16 protein-coding genes and 1 rRNA gene are annotated in these 16,214 nt (G+C 71.4%); 11 read left to right on the top strand and 6 right to left on the bottom strand.

All coding sequences use genetic code 11. From position 1 onward, the window contains the following. The 9 genes from rrf to pstB all read left to right on the top strand — a co-directional run. Window positions 1-76 (top strand): 5S ribosomal RNA (rrf, locus tag ACZ47G_RS37740); the annotation flags it as partial. A 71-nt stretch (window positions 77-147) separates the two neighbouring features. After that, complete coding sequence (gene mshD / locus ACZ47G_RS37735; protein ID WP_465750720.1) at window positions 148-1,143, top strand: mycothiol synthase; 996 nt, start codon at window positions 148-150, stop codon at window positions 1,141-1,143. Between the two features lie 406 nt (window positions 1,144-1,549). After that, on the top strand, window positions 1,550-3,727 hold the full coding sequence (locus ACZ47G_RS37730; RefSeq protein ID WP_465750718.1) for an RNA degradosome polyphosphate kinase: 2,178 nt from the start codon (window positions 1,550-1,552) through the stop codon (window positions 3,725-3,727). A gap of 121 nt (window positions 3,728-3,848) precedes the next feature. Then, on the top strand, window positions 3,849-4,937 hold the full coding sequence (locus ACZ47G_RS37725) for a CHAD domain-containing protein (protein ID WP_465750716.1): 1,089 nt from the start codon (window positions 3,849-3,851) through the stop codon (window positions 4,935-4,937). A gap of 31 nt (window positions 4,938-4,968) precedes the next feature. Beyond that, complete coding sequence (locus ACZ47G_RS37720; protein ID WP_465750723.1) at window positions 4,969-5,466, top strand: NUDIX hydrolase; 498 nt, start codon at window positions 4,969-4,971, stop codon at window positions 5,464-5,466. 227 nt (window positions 5,467-5,693) lie between these two features. Next, complete coding sequence (pstS, locus tag ACZ47G_RS37715; RefSeq protein ID WP_465750714.1) at window positions 5,694-6,830, top strand: phosphate ABC transporter substrate-binding protein PstS; 1,137 nt, start codon at window positions 5,694-5,696, stop codon at window positions 6,828-6,830. A gap of 150 nt (window positions 6,831-6,980) precedes the next feature. After that, on the top strand, window positions 6,981-7,958 hold the full coding sequence (pstC, locus tag ACZ47G_RS37710; protein WP_465750712.1) for a phosphate ABC transporter permease subunit PstC: 978 nt from the start codon (window positions 6,981-6,983) through the stop codon (window positions 7,956-7,958). Next, window positions 7,955-9,028 (top strand): phosphate ABC transporter permease PstA, encoded by a 1,074-nt coding sequence (gene pstA / locus ACZ47G_RS37705; RefSeq protein WP_465750710.1) that lies wholly within the window; start codon window positions 7,955-7,957, stop codon window positions 9,026-9,028. Before pstC ends, pstA begins: the two co-directional genes overlap by 4 nt. Window positions 9,029-9,070: 42 nt before the next feature. Further along, window positions 9,071-9,847 carry a phosphate ABC transporter ATP-binding protein PstB gene (gene pstB / locus ACZ47G_RS37700; protein ID WP_465750708.1) on the top strand — a complete coding sequence of 259 codons (777 nt, stop codon included), beginning with the start codon at window positions 9,071-9,073 and terminating at the stop codon, window positions 9,845-9,847. A gap of 173 nt (window positions 9,848-10,020) precedes the next feature. On the opposite strand, the gene ACZ47G_RS37695 is transcribed toward pstB, so the two are convergent. Further along, a complete protein-coding gene (locus tag ACZ47G_RS37695) occupies window positions 10,021-11,016 on the bottom strand; it encodes an inorganic phosphate transporter (protein ID WP_465750706.1) in 996 nt (331 codons plus the stop codon). A gap of 5 nt (window positions 11,017-11,021) precedes the next feature. Continuing rightward, window positions 11,022-11,642 (bottom strand): DUF47 domain-containing protein, encoded by a 621-nt coding sequence (locus ACZ47G_RS37690; RefSeq protein WP_380461634.1) that lies wholly within the window; start codon window positions 11,640-11,642, stop codon window positions 11,022-11,024. Between the two features lie 357 nt (window positions 11,643-11,999). Here ACZ47G_RS37690 and ACZ47G_RS37685 point away from each other — a divergent pair, with 357 nt between their 5' ends. Then, window positions 12,000-12,380 (top strand): metal-sensitive transcriptional regulator, encoded by a 381-nt coding sequence (locus ACZ47G_RS37685; protein WP_465750704.1) that lies wholly within the window; start codon window positions 12,000-12,002, stop codon window positions 12,378-12,380. A 29-nt stretch (window positions 12,381-12,409) separates the two neighbouring features. Here ACZ47G_RS37685 and ACZ47G_RS37680 read toward each other — a convergent pair whose 3' ends face one another. Together ACZ47G_RS37680 and ACZ47G_RS37675 are read right to left on the bottom strand one after the other, a co-directional pair. Beyond that, a complete protein-coding gene (locus ACZ47G_RS37680; protein ID WP_465750702.1) occupies window positions 12,410-12,598 on the bottom strand; it encodes a hypothetical protein in 189 nt (62 codons plus the stop codon). 220 nt (window positions 12,599-12,818) lie between these two features. Continuing rightward, a complete protein-coding gene (locus ACZ47G_RS37675) occupies window positions 12,819-13,718 on the bottom strand; it encodes an SCO4651 family lipoprotein (protein ID WP_465750700.1) in 900 nt (299 codons plus the stop codon). 162 nt (window positions 13,719-13,880) lie between these two features. On the opposite strand from ACZ47G_RS37675, the gene ACZ47G_RS37670 reads away from it, so the two are divergent. Continuing rightward, on the top strand, window positions 13,881-14,075 hold the full coding sequence (locus ACZ47G_RS37670) for a hypothetical protein (protein ID WP_465750698.1): 195 nt from the start codon (window positions 13,881-13,883) through the stop codon (window positions 14,073-14,075). A 25-nt stretch (window positions 14,076-14,100) separates the two neighbouring features. Here the strand turns inward: ACZ47G_RS37670 and ACZ47G_RS37665 are convergent, their stop codons facing one another. Next, entirely contained in the window at window positions 14,101-14,838 is a 738-nt protein-coding gene (locus ACZ47G_RS37665; protein ID WP_465750696.1) for a phosphatase PAP2 family protein, read from the bottom strand. A 225-nt stretch (window positions 14,839-15,063) separates the two neighbouring features. Continuing rightward, window positions 15,064-16,188 carry a C40 family peptidase gene (locus tag ACZ47G_RS37660; RefSeq protein WP_465750694.1) on the bottom strand — a complete coding sequence of 375 codons (1,125 nt, stop codon included), beginning with the start codon at window positions 16,186-16,188 and terminating at the stop codon, window positions 15,064-15,066. Between the last annotated feature and the right edge of the window lie 26 nt (window positions 16,189-16,214).

Raw genomic sequence — 16,214 nt, 5'->3', positions numbered from 1 at the left:
GAACCCGGAAGCTAAGCCTCACAGCGCCGATGGTACTGCAGGGGGGACCCTGTGGGAGAGTAGGACGCCGCCGAACAATTCTTCAGAAAAGCCCCTGATCCTTTGGATCAGGGGCTTTTCGCATTTCCGTTGACGTATCGTCGGTACATGGACGATCAGACAGCGGTCATTGCGAACAACGTGCTCCGCCCCGAGCAGCGCGACGGCGCCCTGCGTGTTCTGGCGGAGGCCCAGGCGGTCGACGGCCGGGCCGCCGTCTCCGAGCAGGGCCGGCTGCGGCTGCGGAACGCCGAGACGCCTCGGCCGGGTGTCACCCACATCATCGGGAGCGAGAGCGGATCCGTTGTCGGCTACGGCCAGGTCGAGGTTCCGGAGAACGCAGCCGCGAACCCCACCGCGAACCCGCCCGCCAACCCCGCTGCCGAGCTGGTGGTCGACCCGGCCGCCCGGGGCCGCGGCCTGGCCCGTCCGCTGGTCGACGCCGTCCTGGCGCAGGCGCACGGAGCCGGGCACGACGCGGTGGACTTCTGGGTGCACGGCGGACACCCGGCGGCCCGGCACCTGGCCGAGGCGTACGGCGCCGAGCTGGTCCGGGAGCTGCGGCAGATGCGCCGGACCGGTGCGCAGACCGAGGCGGTGCCCGTCCCCGAGGGCATCGAGCTGCGGACCTTCCGCCCGGGGGAGGACGACGCCGAGTGGTTGCGGCTGAACGCCCTGGCCTTCGCCCACCACCCCGAGCAGGGTTCCTGGACGGAGCAGGACCTGGCCGAGCGCATCGCCGAGCCCTGGTTCGACCCGGCCGGCTTCTTCCTGGCGACGCGGGGCGGCAAGGTGGTTGGTTTCCACTGGACGAAGGTGCACCCGGCCACCGCCACCGAGCCGGAGCTGGGCGAGGTCTACGTGGTCGGGGTGGACCCGGCCGAGCAGGGCAGCGGCCTGGGTCGGGCGCTGACCGCGGCCGGCCTGCGTCACCTGACCGGGTCAGGTGACGGCGAGCGCGGACTGGCGACCGTCCTCCTCTACGTCGACGCCGACAATCCGGCCGCGGTCCGGGTGTACGAGCGACTGGGATTCACCATCCACGAGGTGGACCTCATGTACCGCGCCCGGTACCAGGCGGACCGAACGGCCCCCCGCCGCTAGCCACGGCCTCACCGGCCACGGCCCGCCCAAGCCCACAGCCCGCCCAAGCCACCGCCCGCATCCGCGGCCCCGTCCGGGCCGTCCCCGCCCGCAGGCCACGGACGGCCCGGCGGTAACGGAGAGGTCGCGGGGGAGCGGCGGGGAGGGCCGCCGCCCCTTGCTCCGACCGACTCAGCTTTCCTCCCGGCCATGCGGTGTTTACCGTGGATTCAATTGCTGCCGCGAAGATCACAGGATGAAGTCCGTAGTGTCTCGCTCGTGCAGAGTCGACCGCCATTCGCCGGCCGGTCCTGTACGGACCGCGCCGGGTGGGTGGGCGCTGTCCCCGGGGTCGACCCGGGGCGAGGACGACGGCCCGCAGAGCCATTCGCGTCCGGACGCCGTCCTGCTGGAGGAGCTGGAACCCATGAGCATCCCCCGCCCCGTCTCTGCCCCGCCGTCGCCCACGGCCCGGATGTCCGGTGCGCTGGGCGTTCCGCCGGAGCTGTCGACCACGGACGAGCAGGAGTTCGAAGCACTGCCGCAGGGCCGCTTCCTGGACCGCGAGCGGAGCTGGCTCGCGTTCAACGAGCGCGTCCTGGAGCTGGCGGAGGACCCGGGGATCCCGCTGCTGGAACGGACCAAGTTCCTGGCGATCTTCGCCAGCAACCTGGACGAGTTCTTCATGGTCCGGGTGGCCGGCCTGAAGCGCCGGATCGCCACCGGGGTCGCCCAGCGCAGCGCGTCCGGCCTCCAGCCGCGCGAGGTGCTGGACCTGATCTGGACCCGCTCGCGCGAGCTGATGGCCCGTCATGCCGCCGCCTTCCAGCAGGAGGTGCTGCCGGACCTCGCCGCCGAGGGCATCGAGGTGGTCCGCTGGCCGGAGCTGGCCGAGAAGGAGCAGGCCCGGCTGCACACCCTCTTCCGGCAGAAGATCTTCCCGGTGCTGACCCCGCTGGCGGTCGATCCCGCGCACCCCTTCCCCTACATATCGGGCCTGTCCCTCAACCTGGCCGTGGTCGTCCGCAACCCGGTGTCCGGCCACAAGCACTTCGCCCGGGTCAAGGTGCCGCAGTCGCTGGCCCGCTTCCTGGAGGCCTCGCCCCAGCGGTACGTCCCGCTGGAGGACGTGATGGGCGCGCACCTGGAGGAGCTCTTCCCGGGGATGGAGGTGCTGGCCCACCACGCCTTCCGGGTCACCCGCAACGAGGACCTCGAGGTGGAGGAGGACGACACCGAGAACATCCTCAAGGCCCTGGAGAAGGAGCTGATGCGGCGGCGCTTCGGCCCGCCGGTCCGGCTGGAGGTCGAGGAGTCGATCGACCCCTACATCCTGGACCTGCTGGTGCGGGAGCTGAACATCACCGAGGCGGAGGTCTTCCCGCTGCCCGGGCCGCTGGACCTGACCGGGCTGTTCGGGATCGCCGAGCTGGACCGGCCGGAGCTCAACTACCCGAAGTTCGTGGCCGGTACGGCCCGCGGGCTGACCGACGTCGAGTCCGCCTCCCAGCCGGACATCTTCGCCGCGATGCGCGAGCGCGACGTGCTGCTGCACCACCCGTACGACAGCTTCTCCACCTCGGTGCAGGCCTTCCTGGAGCAGGCCGCCGCCGACCCGGACGTGCTGGCGATCAAGCAGACCCTCTACCGCACCTCGGGCGACTCGCCGATCGTGGACGCCCTGATCGACGCGGCCGAGTCCGGCAAGCAGGTGCTGGTGCTGGTCGAGATCAAGGCGCGCTTCGACGAGCAGGCCAACATCAAGTGGGCCCGCAAGCTGGAGGAGTCCGGCTGCCACGTGGTCTACGGCCTGGTCGGGCTGAAGACCCACTGCAAGCTGTCGCTGGTGGTCCGCCAGGAGGGCGACACCCTGCGCCGCTACTCGCACGTCGGCACCGGCAACTACCACCCGAAGACGGCCCGGCTGTACGAGGACCTCGGTCTGCTCACCTCCGACCCGCAGGTCGGCGCGGACCTCTCGGACCTCTTCAACCGGCTGTCCGGCTACTCCCGCCGCGAGTCCTACCGCCGGCTGCTGACCGCCCCGCGCGGCCTGCGCGACGGGCTGGTCTCGCGGATCCACAACGAGATCGCCCACCACCAGGCGGGCCGGCCCGCGTTCGTGAAGATCAAGGTCAACTCGATCGTCGACGAGGCCGTGATCGACGCGCTCTACCGGGCCTCGCAGGCCGGGGTGCCGGTGGACGTCTGGGTGCGCGGGATCTGCGCGATCCGGCCGGGGGTGCCGGGGCTGAGCGAGAACATCCGGGTGCGCAGCATCCTGGGTCGCTTCCTGGAGCACTCCCGGGTCTTCGTGTTCGGCAACAACGGCGATCCCGAGGTGTGGATCGGCAGCGCCGACATGATGCACCGCAACCTGGACCGCCGGATCGAGGCCCTGATGCGGATCACCGACCCGGCGCACCGCGCCGAGCTGTCCGGGCTGATCGACCTCGGTGTCTCGGACGAGACCGAGTCCTGGCACCTGGGACCGGACGGCGCGTGGGAGCGCCACTCCCAGGACGCCGAGGGCCGGCCGCTGCGGCACGTCCAGGACCTGCTCATCGACTCGCGCCAGCGCCGCCGGGCCGCCACCTCGCGCTGACGCGTCCACTGATGCGAGCCGTCGGAGCGGTCGGGGCCCCCGAGGCCCCGAGGGGACCTGCTCCGGCGGTCGGCCACCAGCCCCGGGGAAGGGCCCCGGGGGAACGGGGATCTACCACGCCATGACCGATGCGCCGATGACGGCCCAGGCGGCCTCCACAGCGACCGCCGGGGACATCCTTTCCCGCCATCTCACCGCCCAGGCCGGGGCGTTCCTGCGCGCCCTGCCGCTCGCGGTGGGCGAGGTCGGCGCCAGACCGGGCTCGGCCGCGGCCGTCCCGGCGAACGGCACCGCCGACCTGCTGCGGGCCGTACGGCGGGTCGGCGGACTGCTGCACACCTTCGGGACGGTCTTCGAACAGACCTGGGCGCAGGAGTCGCGCACCGAACTGCGCTGGCTGCTCAACCTGCTGGCGCTGGAGCCCGGTTACGTCCGCCGCGCGGCCCGGCTGCTGGGCGCGGTGGACTCGCTGAGCGGCACCGACCCGGAGGGCACGGGCATGCTGGCCGGGCACGCCGGCGCCCCCAAGGCGCGGGCGCTGCTGGACCGGCAGCTGACCCTGGCCCGGACCAGGGCGCACTCCACGGTGCTCCAGGAGCTCCGCTCGGCCCGGCTGCACGCCCTGGCGGACCGGATGACCCTGCTGGTCGGTGAGGCGCCGCTGCTGGAGGCGGCGGGCGGCCGGGCGTCGGCGGTGCTGCTGCCGCAGGCGGCGGCCGCGCTCACCGCGCTGTCGGCGAGTGCCCAGCAGCTGCCGTTGCGGCGGGCCGCGACGCCGTACGGCGGGGACGGGCTGCGCCGGCTGGGCGCGGTGCCCGCGGCGCGCGGTACGGCGGACGCGGACACCGCGCTGGCCGCGGACGACGCGCCCTGGTCCCGGCTGCGGATCCTGGTGAAGCGGGCCCGGTACGCACTGGAGGTGTGTGGCCGGCAGTCCGCCGAGCTGGACGAGCTGGACGCGGTGCTGGGCCGGCACCAGGAGGCGGCGGACGCCGCGGTCACCGCGGCGACGGCGGCGCGCACCCCGCGGATCACCCCCGCGACCGCCTACGTGCTGGGCGTGGTGCATGCTGATCAGCGACTGGAGGTGGAGGCGGCGCGGTACGCCTTCGGCCGCCGGTGGCCCGAACTCCCGCCAGGCCCGGACGGCTGGCTGGAGATCCCCCCGGCCGAGGGCTGGGGGCATTCCCCCGCACCACGGACGGCCTGACTTGCACGATCGCCTGAGCACCGGGCAGCCGGTGGACGCGCATCCGACCGGGGCGGGCCGCGCCCCGGTGGTCCTGGCGGCGGGCGGGGTGCTCTGGCTGCCCGGACGGCCGAAGCCCAGCGGCCGGCTGGGGCGGCCGCGGATCGCGGTGATCCACCGGCCGAAGTACGACGACTGGAGCCTGCCCAAGGGCAAGCTCGATCCGGGCGAGGGCGTGGTCGAGGCGGCGCTGCGCGAGGTGCGGGAGGAGACCGGCTTCCACTGCCTGCTCGGTCCGGAGCTGCCCGCCCAGCACTACCTGGCGCAGGGCCGTCCGAAGGAGGTCCGCTACTGGGCCGCGGTGCCGACCGGGGGCGCCTTCCGGCCGAACCGGGAGGTCGACCGCCTGGAGTGGCTGCCGGCGGGCAAGGCTCGGGCGCGGTTGACCCATGACCGGGACCGGTTGCTGATCGACGCGCTGCTGGTGATCCTGGGTGCCAAGCCCGTACGCACGGGCGGGCGAGCACCGGCGAAGGACCGGTGGAAGTGATCTTCTCGCGTCCTGGGCGTGACGCAACCGTTACTACGTGACGTAGTTTCCTGTCATCCGTTCGAGGTTCACTCCCCGTTCACTTGCGACCGGCTGACGTGTCACTTACCCGGCCTAACTTCGGGACTACCGGAGGGCCGGACGGGCCCCGGACCACAGCAAAACCCGCGCTCGGCCGTGTCCGCACGGTCTGCGCGACGGGCAATGCCACAGAAAGGGACACCCCTGTGAAGCTCCAGCGGAACGGCCGCTCCAAGGCCCTCGCCATCGGTGCCATGGCGCTCGTCAGCTCGCTGTCGCTCGCCGCCTGCGGTTCGGACGACAACAACAACACCAAGGCGTCCGGTGGCTCTGGCAGCTCCGCCGCGGCCGGTGCCGCGGTCAACTGTGGCAAGCCCGGCACGCTGCTCGGCGCCGGTTCGACCGCGCAGGCCCCGGCCATCGACGTGTGGAAGACCAACTTCGGTTCGTCCTGCTCCGGCACCACGGTCAACTACAGCGGCGGCGGCTCCGGTGCCGGTGTCCAGCAGTTCACCCAGGGCAAGGTGGCCTTCGCCGGTACCGACTTCGCGCTGAAGCCGGCCGACGTCGACGCCTCCAAGGCCGTCTGCACCGGTGGCAAGGCGATCGACCTGCCGATGGTGGCCGGCCTGGTGTCGCTGGTCTACAACGTCGAGGGCGTCGACAACCTGGTCCTGGACGGCCCGACCGCCGCCAAGATCTTCGACTCGCAGATCACCAAGTGGAACGACCCGGCCATCGTCGCGCTGAACCCGAGCGCGAAGCTGCCGGACGCCGAGATCCAGAGCTTCCACCGCTCGGACGACTCCGGCACCACCTTCAACCTGACCTCCTACTTCGCCAAGACCTCGGGCGGCGCCTGGACCGCGGAGCCGAGCAAGTCGTGGAAGGGCAAGAACGGCCAGTCCGCGAACGGCAGCGCCGGTGTCTCCGCCCAGATCAAGCAGGTCAAGAACTCGATCGGCTACGCCGAGCTGTCCTACGCCCAGACCAACAACCTGAAGAGCGCCCAGATCGCCACCGGTGCCGCCAAGCCCGTCGAGGCGACCGCCGCCAACGCCGCGCTCACCATCGCCTCCTCCACCGTGTCGGGCACCGACGGTGACCTCGCGCTCGCCCTGGACTACGGCACCAAGGCCGACAACGCCTACCCGATCGTCCTGGTGACCTACGAGATCGCCTGCGACAAGGGCAACAAGCCCGAGACGCTGGACACCCTGAAGTCCTTCCTGACCTACACCATCAGCGACGCCGCCCAGAAGTCGATCGGCGACAAGGGCTACGTCCCGATGCCGGCCGCGATCGGCGACAAGGTCAAGGCCGCCGTCGGCACCCTGGCCTGACCCGACAGGACTCCCGGTGGGACGGCCCCGTGAGCGAGGGGGGCAGGGGCCGTCCCACCGGAGTACGACCATCCAGCACCAACGTCCGGGGCACCGCCGCCATGGTGCCGACCCCCTACCGGGGCGGCACCACCAGACCGGAGTAGACCAATGACTTCATCCTCCCCTGCCGCCCCGCGAGGCAGGGAACGCCGAGCGCGCGACAGCCGTGTCGGCGACAAGATCTTCATGAACCTCGCCCGCGGTGCGGGCATCCTGCTGCTGGTCATCATGGCCGCGATCGCCGGCTTCCTGGCCTGGCGCTCGGGTCAGGCCCTCAGCAACAACGACGGCAACTTCCTCACCACCTTCGAGTGGACGCCGGACGCCCCGAAGCCGGTCTTCGGCATCGCCGTCCTGGCCTTCGGCACCATCGTCAGCGCCCTCATCGCGATGGTGATCGCCGTCCCGGTGGCCATCGGGATCGCGCTGTTCATCTCGCACTACGCGCCGCGGCGGATCGCCCAGCCGTTCGCCTACCTGGTCGACTTGCTCGCCGCCGTCCCCAGCATCGTCTACGGCCTCTGGGGCGCGCTGTTCCTCGTCCCGCACATGGACGGGCTGACCAGCTGGCTCAACCAGTACCTGGGCTGGACGTACCTCTTCGACCAGACCAAGACCGGCACCCCGCGCAACCTGTTCACCGTCGGCATCCTGCTGGCGATCATGATCCTGCCGATCATCACCGCGGTCTCCCGCGAGGTGTTCCGCCAGGTGCCGCGGATGCACGAGGAGGCGGCGCTCGCGCTCGGCGCGACCCGCTGGGAGATGATCCGCACCGCGGTGCTGCCGTTCGGCCGCCCCGGCATCATCTCGGCCTCGATGCTCGGCCTCGGCCGGGCACTCGGCGAGACCATCGCGGTCGCCGTGGTGCTCTCCGCCAACAGCGTCCTGTCGCTGCACATCCTGGACGCGGGCGGCGGCACCTTCGCGCAGAACATCGCGCTGAAGTTCGCCGAGGCCGGCAACAACGGCCGCGACGCGCTGATGGCCTCCGGCCTCGTCCTGTTCGTCATCACCCTGCTGGTGAACGGTGCCGCGCGACTGATCATCGCCCGCCGCAAGGAGTACTCGGGGGCCAACGCATGACCACCGTCACCGTCCCTGAGGACGCCCGGCCGCAGGTCGGCCCGAAGCTGACCGCCAACCGGCTGCCCCGGTGGACCCCGCCCGTCGTCGCCGTCGGATCGATCGCGGTCGGCTGCGCGATCGGCGCCGCCGGCGGGCTGGAGAGCCACCTGCAGTGGGGCCTGATCTCGGCGCTGCTGTTCCTGCTCGGCAGCTACCTGATCTCGGCCCAGGTCGAGGGCCGCCGCCAGGCCAAGGACCGCTTCGCCACCTCGGTGGTCTGGGTCGCCTTCATCCTGGCCGTGGTCCCGCTGGTCTCGCTGACCGTCTACACGATCCAGCAGGGCATCGGCGTGGTGAACGGGAACTTCCTGAGCCACTCGATGAAGGGCGTCATCCAGTCCGGCCCCGGCGGCGGCATCTACCACGCGCTGCTCGGCACCCTCCAGCAGGTCGGCCTGGCCACCGTGATGGCCGCCCCGCTGGGCCTGCTGACCGCCGTCTACCTGGTGGAGTACGGCCGCGGCCGGCTCGCCAAGGCCGTCACCTTCTTCGTCGACGTCATGACGGGTGTCCCGTCGATCGTCGCCGGTCTGTTCGTCCTCTCGCTGTGGAACCTCGCCCTGGGCTTCGGCTACTCCGGCTTCTCGGGCAGTCTCGCGCTGGCGATCCTGATGATCCCGGTCGTGGTCCGCTCCACCGAGGAGATGCTCAAGCTCGTCCCGAACGAGCTGCGCGAAGCCTCGTACGCCCTCGGCGTGCCGAAGTGGAAGACCATCCTGCGGATCGTCCTCCCCACCGCGATCGGCGGCATCACCACCGGTGTGATGCTCGCGGTCGCCCGCATCACCGGCGAGACCGCCCCGGTGATGATGCTGGTGTTCGGCGCCGACTACATCAACAGCAACCCGTTCGACGGACCGCAGCAGTCCCTGCCGATGTACATCTGGCAGCAGTACTCGGTGGTCAACAACGACTTCGGCTACGCCCGCGCCTGGGGCGCCGCGCTGGTGCTGATCGCCTTCGTGATGGGGCTCAACCTCGTCGCCCGGGGCATCGCACGCTGGCGCTCGCCCAAGGCCGGACACTGAGCGACCGACTGACGTACGAGACAGACGAGAGAAGCAACGATCATGGCCAAGCGCATCGACGTCAGCGGACTGTCGGCCTACTACGGCACCACCAAGGCCATCGAGGACATCTCGATGAGCATCGAGCCCCGCTCCGTGACGGCCTTCATCGGCCCCTCCGGCTGCGGCAAGTCCACCTTCCTGCGCACCCTCAACCGGATGCACGAGGTGATCCCCGGCGCCCGGGTCGAGGGCAAGGTCCTCCTGGACGACGAGAACCTGTACGCCTCCAACGTCGACCCGGTCGCCGTGCGCCGCTCCATCGGCATGGTCTTCCAGCGCCCGAACCCGTTCCCGACCATGTCGATCTACGACAACGTGGTCGCCGGGCTCAAGCTCGCCGGCGTGCGGAAGAAGGCCGTCCTGGACGAGGTGGTGGAGCGCTCGCTGAAGGGCGCCAACCTCTGGAAGGAGGTCCACAACCGGCTGAACAAGCCCGGGGCCGGCCTCTCCGGCGGTCAGCAGCAGCGCCTGTGCATCGCCCGCGCGATCGCGGTCGAGCCGCAGGTCCTGCTGATGGACGAGCCCTGCTCGGCGCTCGACCCGATCTCCACCCTCGCCATCGAGGACCTGATCGGCGAGCTGAAGGCGCAGTTCACCATCGTCATCGTGACCCACAACATGCAGCAGGCGGCCCGCGTCAGCGACCGCACCGCCTTCTTCAACCTGGCCGGCGTCGGCCAGCCGGGCAAGCTGATCGAGCTGGACGACACCCAGCGGATCTTCTCCAACCCGTCGGTGCAGGCGACCGAGGACTACATCTCCGGCCGCTTCGGCTAAGCCCGACCCCAGCTGTCCCGCGGTGCTGCATGGCGGTGCCGCCGTGGGACATGAGAAGGGCCCGCCCCCGAGATGTGGGGGCGGGCCCTGAAGTTGTTCGCCCGATCGCCTCCGGGGCGCTCGGGGCGGGTTGTTCGCCCGCTCGCCTCCGGGGCGGGGCTGAGGCTCCGGGGTCAGCCCCAGAACAGGTGGACGAACCAGTACACCAGCGCTGCGACGATGGCGGCCGCCGGCATCGTGATGAACCAGCCGAGCACGATGTTCTTCGCGACGCCCCAGCGCACCGCGCGGATCCGCTTGGTGGCCCCCGCGCCCATGATCGCCGCGGTGATCACGTGGGTGGTGGAGATCGGCGCCTTGAAGACGAACGACGTGATGTACATGATCGCCGCGGAGGTGGCCTCGGCCGCGAAGCCCTGCGGCGGGTCCAGCTCGATGATCTTCCGGCCGAGGGTCCGCATGATCCGCCAGCCGCCCGCGTAGGTGCCCAGCGAGAGCATGGTCGCGCAGGAGATCTTCACCCAGACCGGGATGTCGCCCGTGGTCTGGTGACCGGAGATGGTGAGCGCCATGACCACGATGCCCATCGTCTTCTGGGCGTCCTGCAGGCCGTGTGCCAGCGCCATCGCGGCGGCCGAGGCGGTCTGGGCGACCCGGAAGTTGCGCTTGGCGCGGTGCGGGTTGGCCCGGCGGAAGATCCACAGGATCGCCAGCATCACGGCGAAGCCGCCGATCAGGCCGACGATCGGCGAGACGATCATCGGGATGACGATCTTGTCGAGGACCCCGCTCCAGATCACGTCGATGCCGCCGGCCAGGGCCGCGCCCACCATGCCGCCGAACAGCGCGTGCGAGGAGGAGGACGGCAGGCCGAAGTACCAGGTGATCAGGTTCCACGCGATCGCGCCGACCAGGGCCGCGAACAGGATCGCCATCCCCTGGTTGCCGGTGGGCGTCTCGATGATCCCCTTGGAGACGGTGTGTGCCACGCCGCTGCCGAGGAAGGCGCCGGCCAGGTTCATCACGGCGGCCATCGCGAGCGCGGCCTTCGGGGTCAGAGCCCGGGTGGAGACCGACGTGGCGATCGCGTTCGCCGAGTCGTGGAAGCCGTTGGTGTACGTGAAGAAGAACGCAACCCCGATGACGGCGATGAGTGCTGCCATGTCCACGAGGGTCAGGACTCCTTGACGGCGATGGTCTCCACCGTGTTGGCGACGTGCTCGAACGCGTCCGCCGCCTCCTCAAGGACGTCCACGATCTGCTTGAGCTTGAGGACCTCGATGGCGTCGTACTGACCGGAGAACAGGTGGGCGAGGAGCTTGCGGTGGATCTGGTCGGCCTGGTTCTCCAGCCGGTTGACCTCGATCCAGTACTCGGTGAGGTTCGACATGCTGCGCAGGTTCGGCATCGCCGCGGCGGTGAGCTCCGCGGCCCGGGCGAGCACCTCGATCTGCTGCTCGACGCCCTTCGGCAGGGTCTGGACGTCGTAGAGGACGACCAGGTCGACGGCCTCCTCCATGAAGTCCATGATGTCGTCCAGCGACGAGGCGAGGCTGTAGATGTCCTCGCGGTCGAAGGGCGTGATGAAGGAGGAGTTCAGCTGGTGGAAGACGGCATGGGTGGTGTCGTCCCCGGCGTGCTCGGCGGCGCGCATGCGCTCGACGATCTCCGCGCGGGCCGACACGTCTGATCCCAGCAGTTCCAGCAGGAGCTTCGATCCGACGACGAGGTTCTCCGCGGCGGCGGCGAACATGTCGTAGAAACTCGTCTCCTTCGGGGTCAGGCTAAAACGCACGGAATTCTCCGATGTGCGGGGTAGGGACTGAACGATGCTAGGTGCAACCAAGCGCGATCGCGCAAACGGGGTGGTGCCCGGGGAGGCGGAACCTCCCCTTCCGTTTGGCTGTCACGCCGGCTGCCCGGACCGCACCGCCAGGTACGGACGCAAGGACTCAGTCTGACGGAACCTCGGCGGGATTGCCCCGTCCCGCGTGCGGAAGACCGGGGCGCCGCTCAGACGGGTGAACCCCGCCACGACCCCCACCAGGCCGTTCGGCACATGCCGGGTGAGCCGTCGGAACACCACACACGGCCCCGGTGTTGGACACTGGTGGCCGACGCAGCCACCAGGCACTCAGACGAAGGCGGGCCGATGACCACGACGCAAGCGCGCACCGAGCCGGACCACGCGCCGGGCACCGACCCGCAGGTCGGCGCCCCCGCCGCCGCGGGCCACGGCGGCGGGCACGGCCCGCACGGCTACAGCGCGCAGAAGGACGCCCACCTCAAGCGGCTGCGCCGGATCGAGGGCCAGATCCGCGGCCTCCAGCGGATGGTCGACGAGGACGTCTACTGCATCGACGTGCTCACCCAGGTCTCGGCCAGCACCAAGGCCCTCCAGTCCTTCGCACTCTCCCTGCTGGAGGAGCACCTGCGGCACTGCGTCGCCGCGGCCGCCGAGCAGGGCGGCGTCGAACTGGACGCCAAGGTGGCGGAGGCCTCGGCCGCGATCGGCCGACTGCTGCGAAGCTGACCCGGCCCCGGGGCGGCCCGGGGCTCCCGTCAGCCGTCGCCCTCCCGCTCGACCCGGGCCGGGTCCACCCGGTCCAGCAGCACCTCGTCGATCCGCTCGGTCGGCAGCCGGTCCCCGCTGCTGGCCGTCGCGGCGATCATCAGCTCGCCGGCCAGCTCGATCTCGTCGAGGGCCGCGTCGTCGTGGCCGCCGTTGCGGCCGCCCGTGGACGACACCACCTGCACCACCCCTTCAGTGCCTCGCCAGCCCGGGCGGCAGCCACCCGGCGTCCAGCCTAGGCACTCCGGGGCCCGTCCACATGGCACGGACGGGCCATCTCGGCGCCGCCGAAACGGGTGGCCGTCGCTCCCCGGACGGCCACCCGCCCCGGCGGCGCCCCGTTACGCCCCGGCGCCGGAGCGCTGCCCCCCGGCGGCCCCGGGGCGTGTTCGAGCAGCTCTACTTCGGGCTCTCCGAGGGCTTCATCTGATAGATGTCCGAGGACGGCGGCTCGGCCGCCTCGACCGGCTTGCCGAAGTCCGACAGCGCGGTCGTCGAGGTGACCTTCACCTGGTCCTTGGCCTCCTTCGAACCGGCCACCCCGGCGAAGGTGAACACCTCCACCACCTTGTGCAGCCGGCCCTGGTCGTCCAGCCAGGCGTCGTACGGGACCTCCTTGACGGTGAAGGTCTGCCCGCCCATCCGCAGACCGTCCCCGCCCCGGCCGCCGGTGGCGTCGGCCGCCTTGGCCAGGTCCAGGGTGCCCCGGTAGTGGTGCAGCGGGGTGCCGTCCACGGTCTCGGTGCCGACCAGGTCGGCCTTCTGGACCCCGCGCAGCGCACCCGCCGCGGTGGCCGGATCGGTAGCGCCGCTGCTGACCAGGTTGCCGTCCGGCAGCTGGCGCACGTCCAGCTTGACCCACTTGCCCTCGGGCACCTTGGCGCCGCTGTTCTGCAGGTAGACGGTGCCCGGCAGGACCACCTCGACGATCTTCCCGGTGGTCGCCGCCCCCGGCGGCACCTGGACCTCCAGCCGGCCGATCCGCTTCACGTAGTCGTAGCCGCCGGCTCCGGAGAAGGAGGCCTTCTTGTCGGCGGACTCCGTGACCAGCTCGGTGGCGGCGTGCGCGGAACCCGTCCGACCCGTGATGTCGGCGGCGTTGCGCACCGCCGTCACCGGGTCGCCGGCCAGCTGGTCCGGGGCGCTCGACTGCTGGTCGGAGGAGCCGCCACCGGAACCACCGGAGCACCCGGCGGCCCCCGCGGCCAGGGCGGCGGCGAGCAGGGCGGCCCCGGCCGCCGAGCGCAGGTGCGGCCCCGGGCGGCGCGCTGGCCGCCCGGTTCGCTGCTGGTCGGTCATCTTCATCCTCGCGACAACCCCCTCGGGCCCGACTGCCCCGCCGGCCACCACCGGGCGGGCAGAGCTCTTTCCGGGCAAACGAGTTGGGCCGCCAGGGGTTACGGGCCCGGCGGAAACCGGCGGCGTCGCGCCCGGGGCGTCCGGCACGTTACGGTGAATCCCGTGCACAGTGAGCTGCCGGTGGCCCCCGGCACCACCCCGATGCCCGAGCACCGCGTCGCGGTCAGCGAGCGCGGCTCCTTCGCCTTCGCGGCCTGCAGCTGCGGCTGGTACTCTGCGGCCCGCCGCTCCCGCGACCTGGCCCGTCGTGAGGCGGCCGACCACCTCACCGAATCCGGCGGCGGGGCGCCGGACTAGCTTCGGTCCGGCGGATCCGGTCGGATCAGGCCGCGAGGTCGGACTCCGGCGGCTGCTCCTCGGAGCGCACCGCCCCCCGCCCGCGTCGGCGGCCGCGCTGGGCGCCGCCACGGCCGACCCCACTGGCCCCGCCGGTGCCGCCGCGCTCCGGGGCCCGGATCAGCGGGGCGACCGCCGTCCGGCTCAGCGCGTGGCAGAACGGGACCAGCACCGCCATCGCGATCGGCGCCAGCAGCAGCACCACGGCCACGGCGAGCGCGAAGCCGCCGATCACGTCGGTCGGGTAGTGGACGCCCATGAACATCCGGCAGAAGCCCTGCAACAGGGCCAGCCCGCCGGCGATCCAGCCCAGTCTCCGGTTCACCAGGAACAGCGACACCGCCACGGCCATCGTCATGGTCGAGTGGTCGCTGACGAAGGAGTGGGTGCCCGCCTTGCCGTCCACCAGCACCAGCAGGCCCGGGTGGTCGACGAAGGGCCGCGGCCGGTCCACGATCGCGGCGATCGGCAGATTGGCCAGCTCGGCGATGGCCACCGAGAGCGGCACCCAGAGCAGCCCGGCGATCGCCACCGGCGCGTCCGGGCGGCGTCTGGCCTGCAGCCACCCCACCAGCCCGAGCATCGCGAGGCCGATCAGGATGCCGTACTCGCCTGTCCACGAGACCAGGTGGTCCAGCCACTGGGGGGCGCGCTTGGCCAGGCCGTTGACGGCGTAGAGCAGGCCGAGGTCGGGGTTGGTCGTGTCGGCAAGCGGCGTCGACACGCCGTACCTCCTTCTTCTGGTCCGCTGCACCTGTTCGTTCCCGCCGGGGCCCCCGACGCGTGAAGCTGACGAGGGGCCACCGGACCCAACGTCATCGCCGGGACACAGCGTTCCACGGAAACGCGCGGTTATGGAAACTTGACTCAGCGTCCACAGGCCGCACACAGGTGCACGGACGTTTCGGCCGGTCCCACCGGTTCCGCCGGTCCCGCCGGTCCCGCCGCCTCAGCCGGTCCGCCCCGGGGCGGTCGGGGCGGGAGGGGCGGCGAGCGCGGGCTGGGCCGGGGCCGCCGGGGTGGTCGGCGCCGTCGTGCCCGGGCGGCTCGGGGCGTTGACCGCGCCGCTGTTGTCGTTGCGGGTCGGCAGCGCCTGGGCGCCGTCCGTGGTGACCCGGGTCGCCCCGATGTACTCCTTGGTGTCGATCTTGTCGTAGCGGATCACCGCTCCGGTGTGCGGCGCGTTGATCATGTAGCCGCCGCCGACGTAGATCCCCACGTGGTGGATGGTCCGCGGATCGCTCAGGTCCGTCGCGAAGAACACCAGGTCACCCGGCCGCAACTGATCCCGCGACGGGTGCGGCCCGGCATACCACTGGTCGTTGGCCACCCGGGGCAGGGTGATGCCCACGGTGCCGAACGCGGCCACGGTGAGCCCGGAGCAGTCGAACCGCCCGTTCTGCCAGGCCGCCCCGTCACCGCCCCACAGGTACGGGGTGCCGAGCTTGGTCTGCGCGAAGTAGATCGCGGCGGCCGACTGCGCGGACACCGCCACCGGCGCGGTCGGCGCGGTGAAACTGCGGGCCATCGCCTGGATGTTCCGCACGTACCCCTGGGTCTCCTTGTACGGCGGGATGCCCCGGTTCGTCGTCACCGCGTACGGGCCGGCGTTGTAGGCGGCCAGCATGTTGGCCTGCGGATCGCCCGGCACCCCCGCCACGTCCTTGGCGAGGGCGCAGTCGTAGACCGCCGCCGTGGCGATCGCGTCGTACGGGTTCCAGACGTCCTTCTTGCCGTCCCCGTCACCGTCCGTGGCGTACCCCGGCCAGGTGCCCGGCATGAACTGCGCCATTCCCTGGGCCCCGACGCCGGATTGGGCCTTGGGATCGAAACCGCTTTCCTGGTACAGCTGCGCCGCGAGCATCGGCGGGGAGATCTCCGGGCAGAGCGAGCCCCACTTCTGGATCGCGTCCTGGTAGGCCGCCGGCACCGTCCCCGGAGAGAGGGCGGAACGATTCGCCGACTGCTGCGGCGCCCCACTCGCCGCAAACGTCCCCATGGTCACCAGACCGAGGAACCCGAACGCAACAACTCCCGCAGCAGCGGCGGCCGTACCGCCCTTCCGGAGTACCATCAGCACCATCCCGACGAATCGTCAGT

Source organism: Kitasatospora sp. NPDC030952 (genome assembly GCF_055571335.1).
This window is presented reverse-complemented; position numbering and strand designations above follow the sequence as displayed.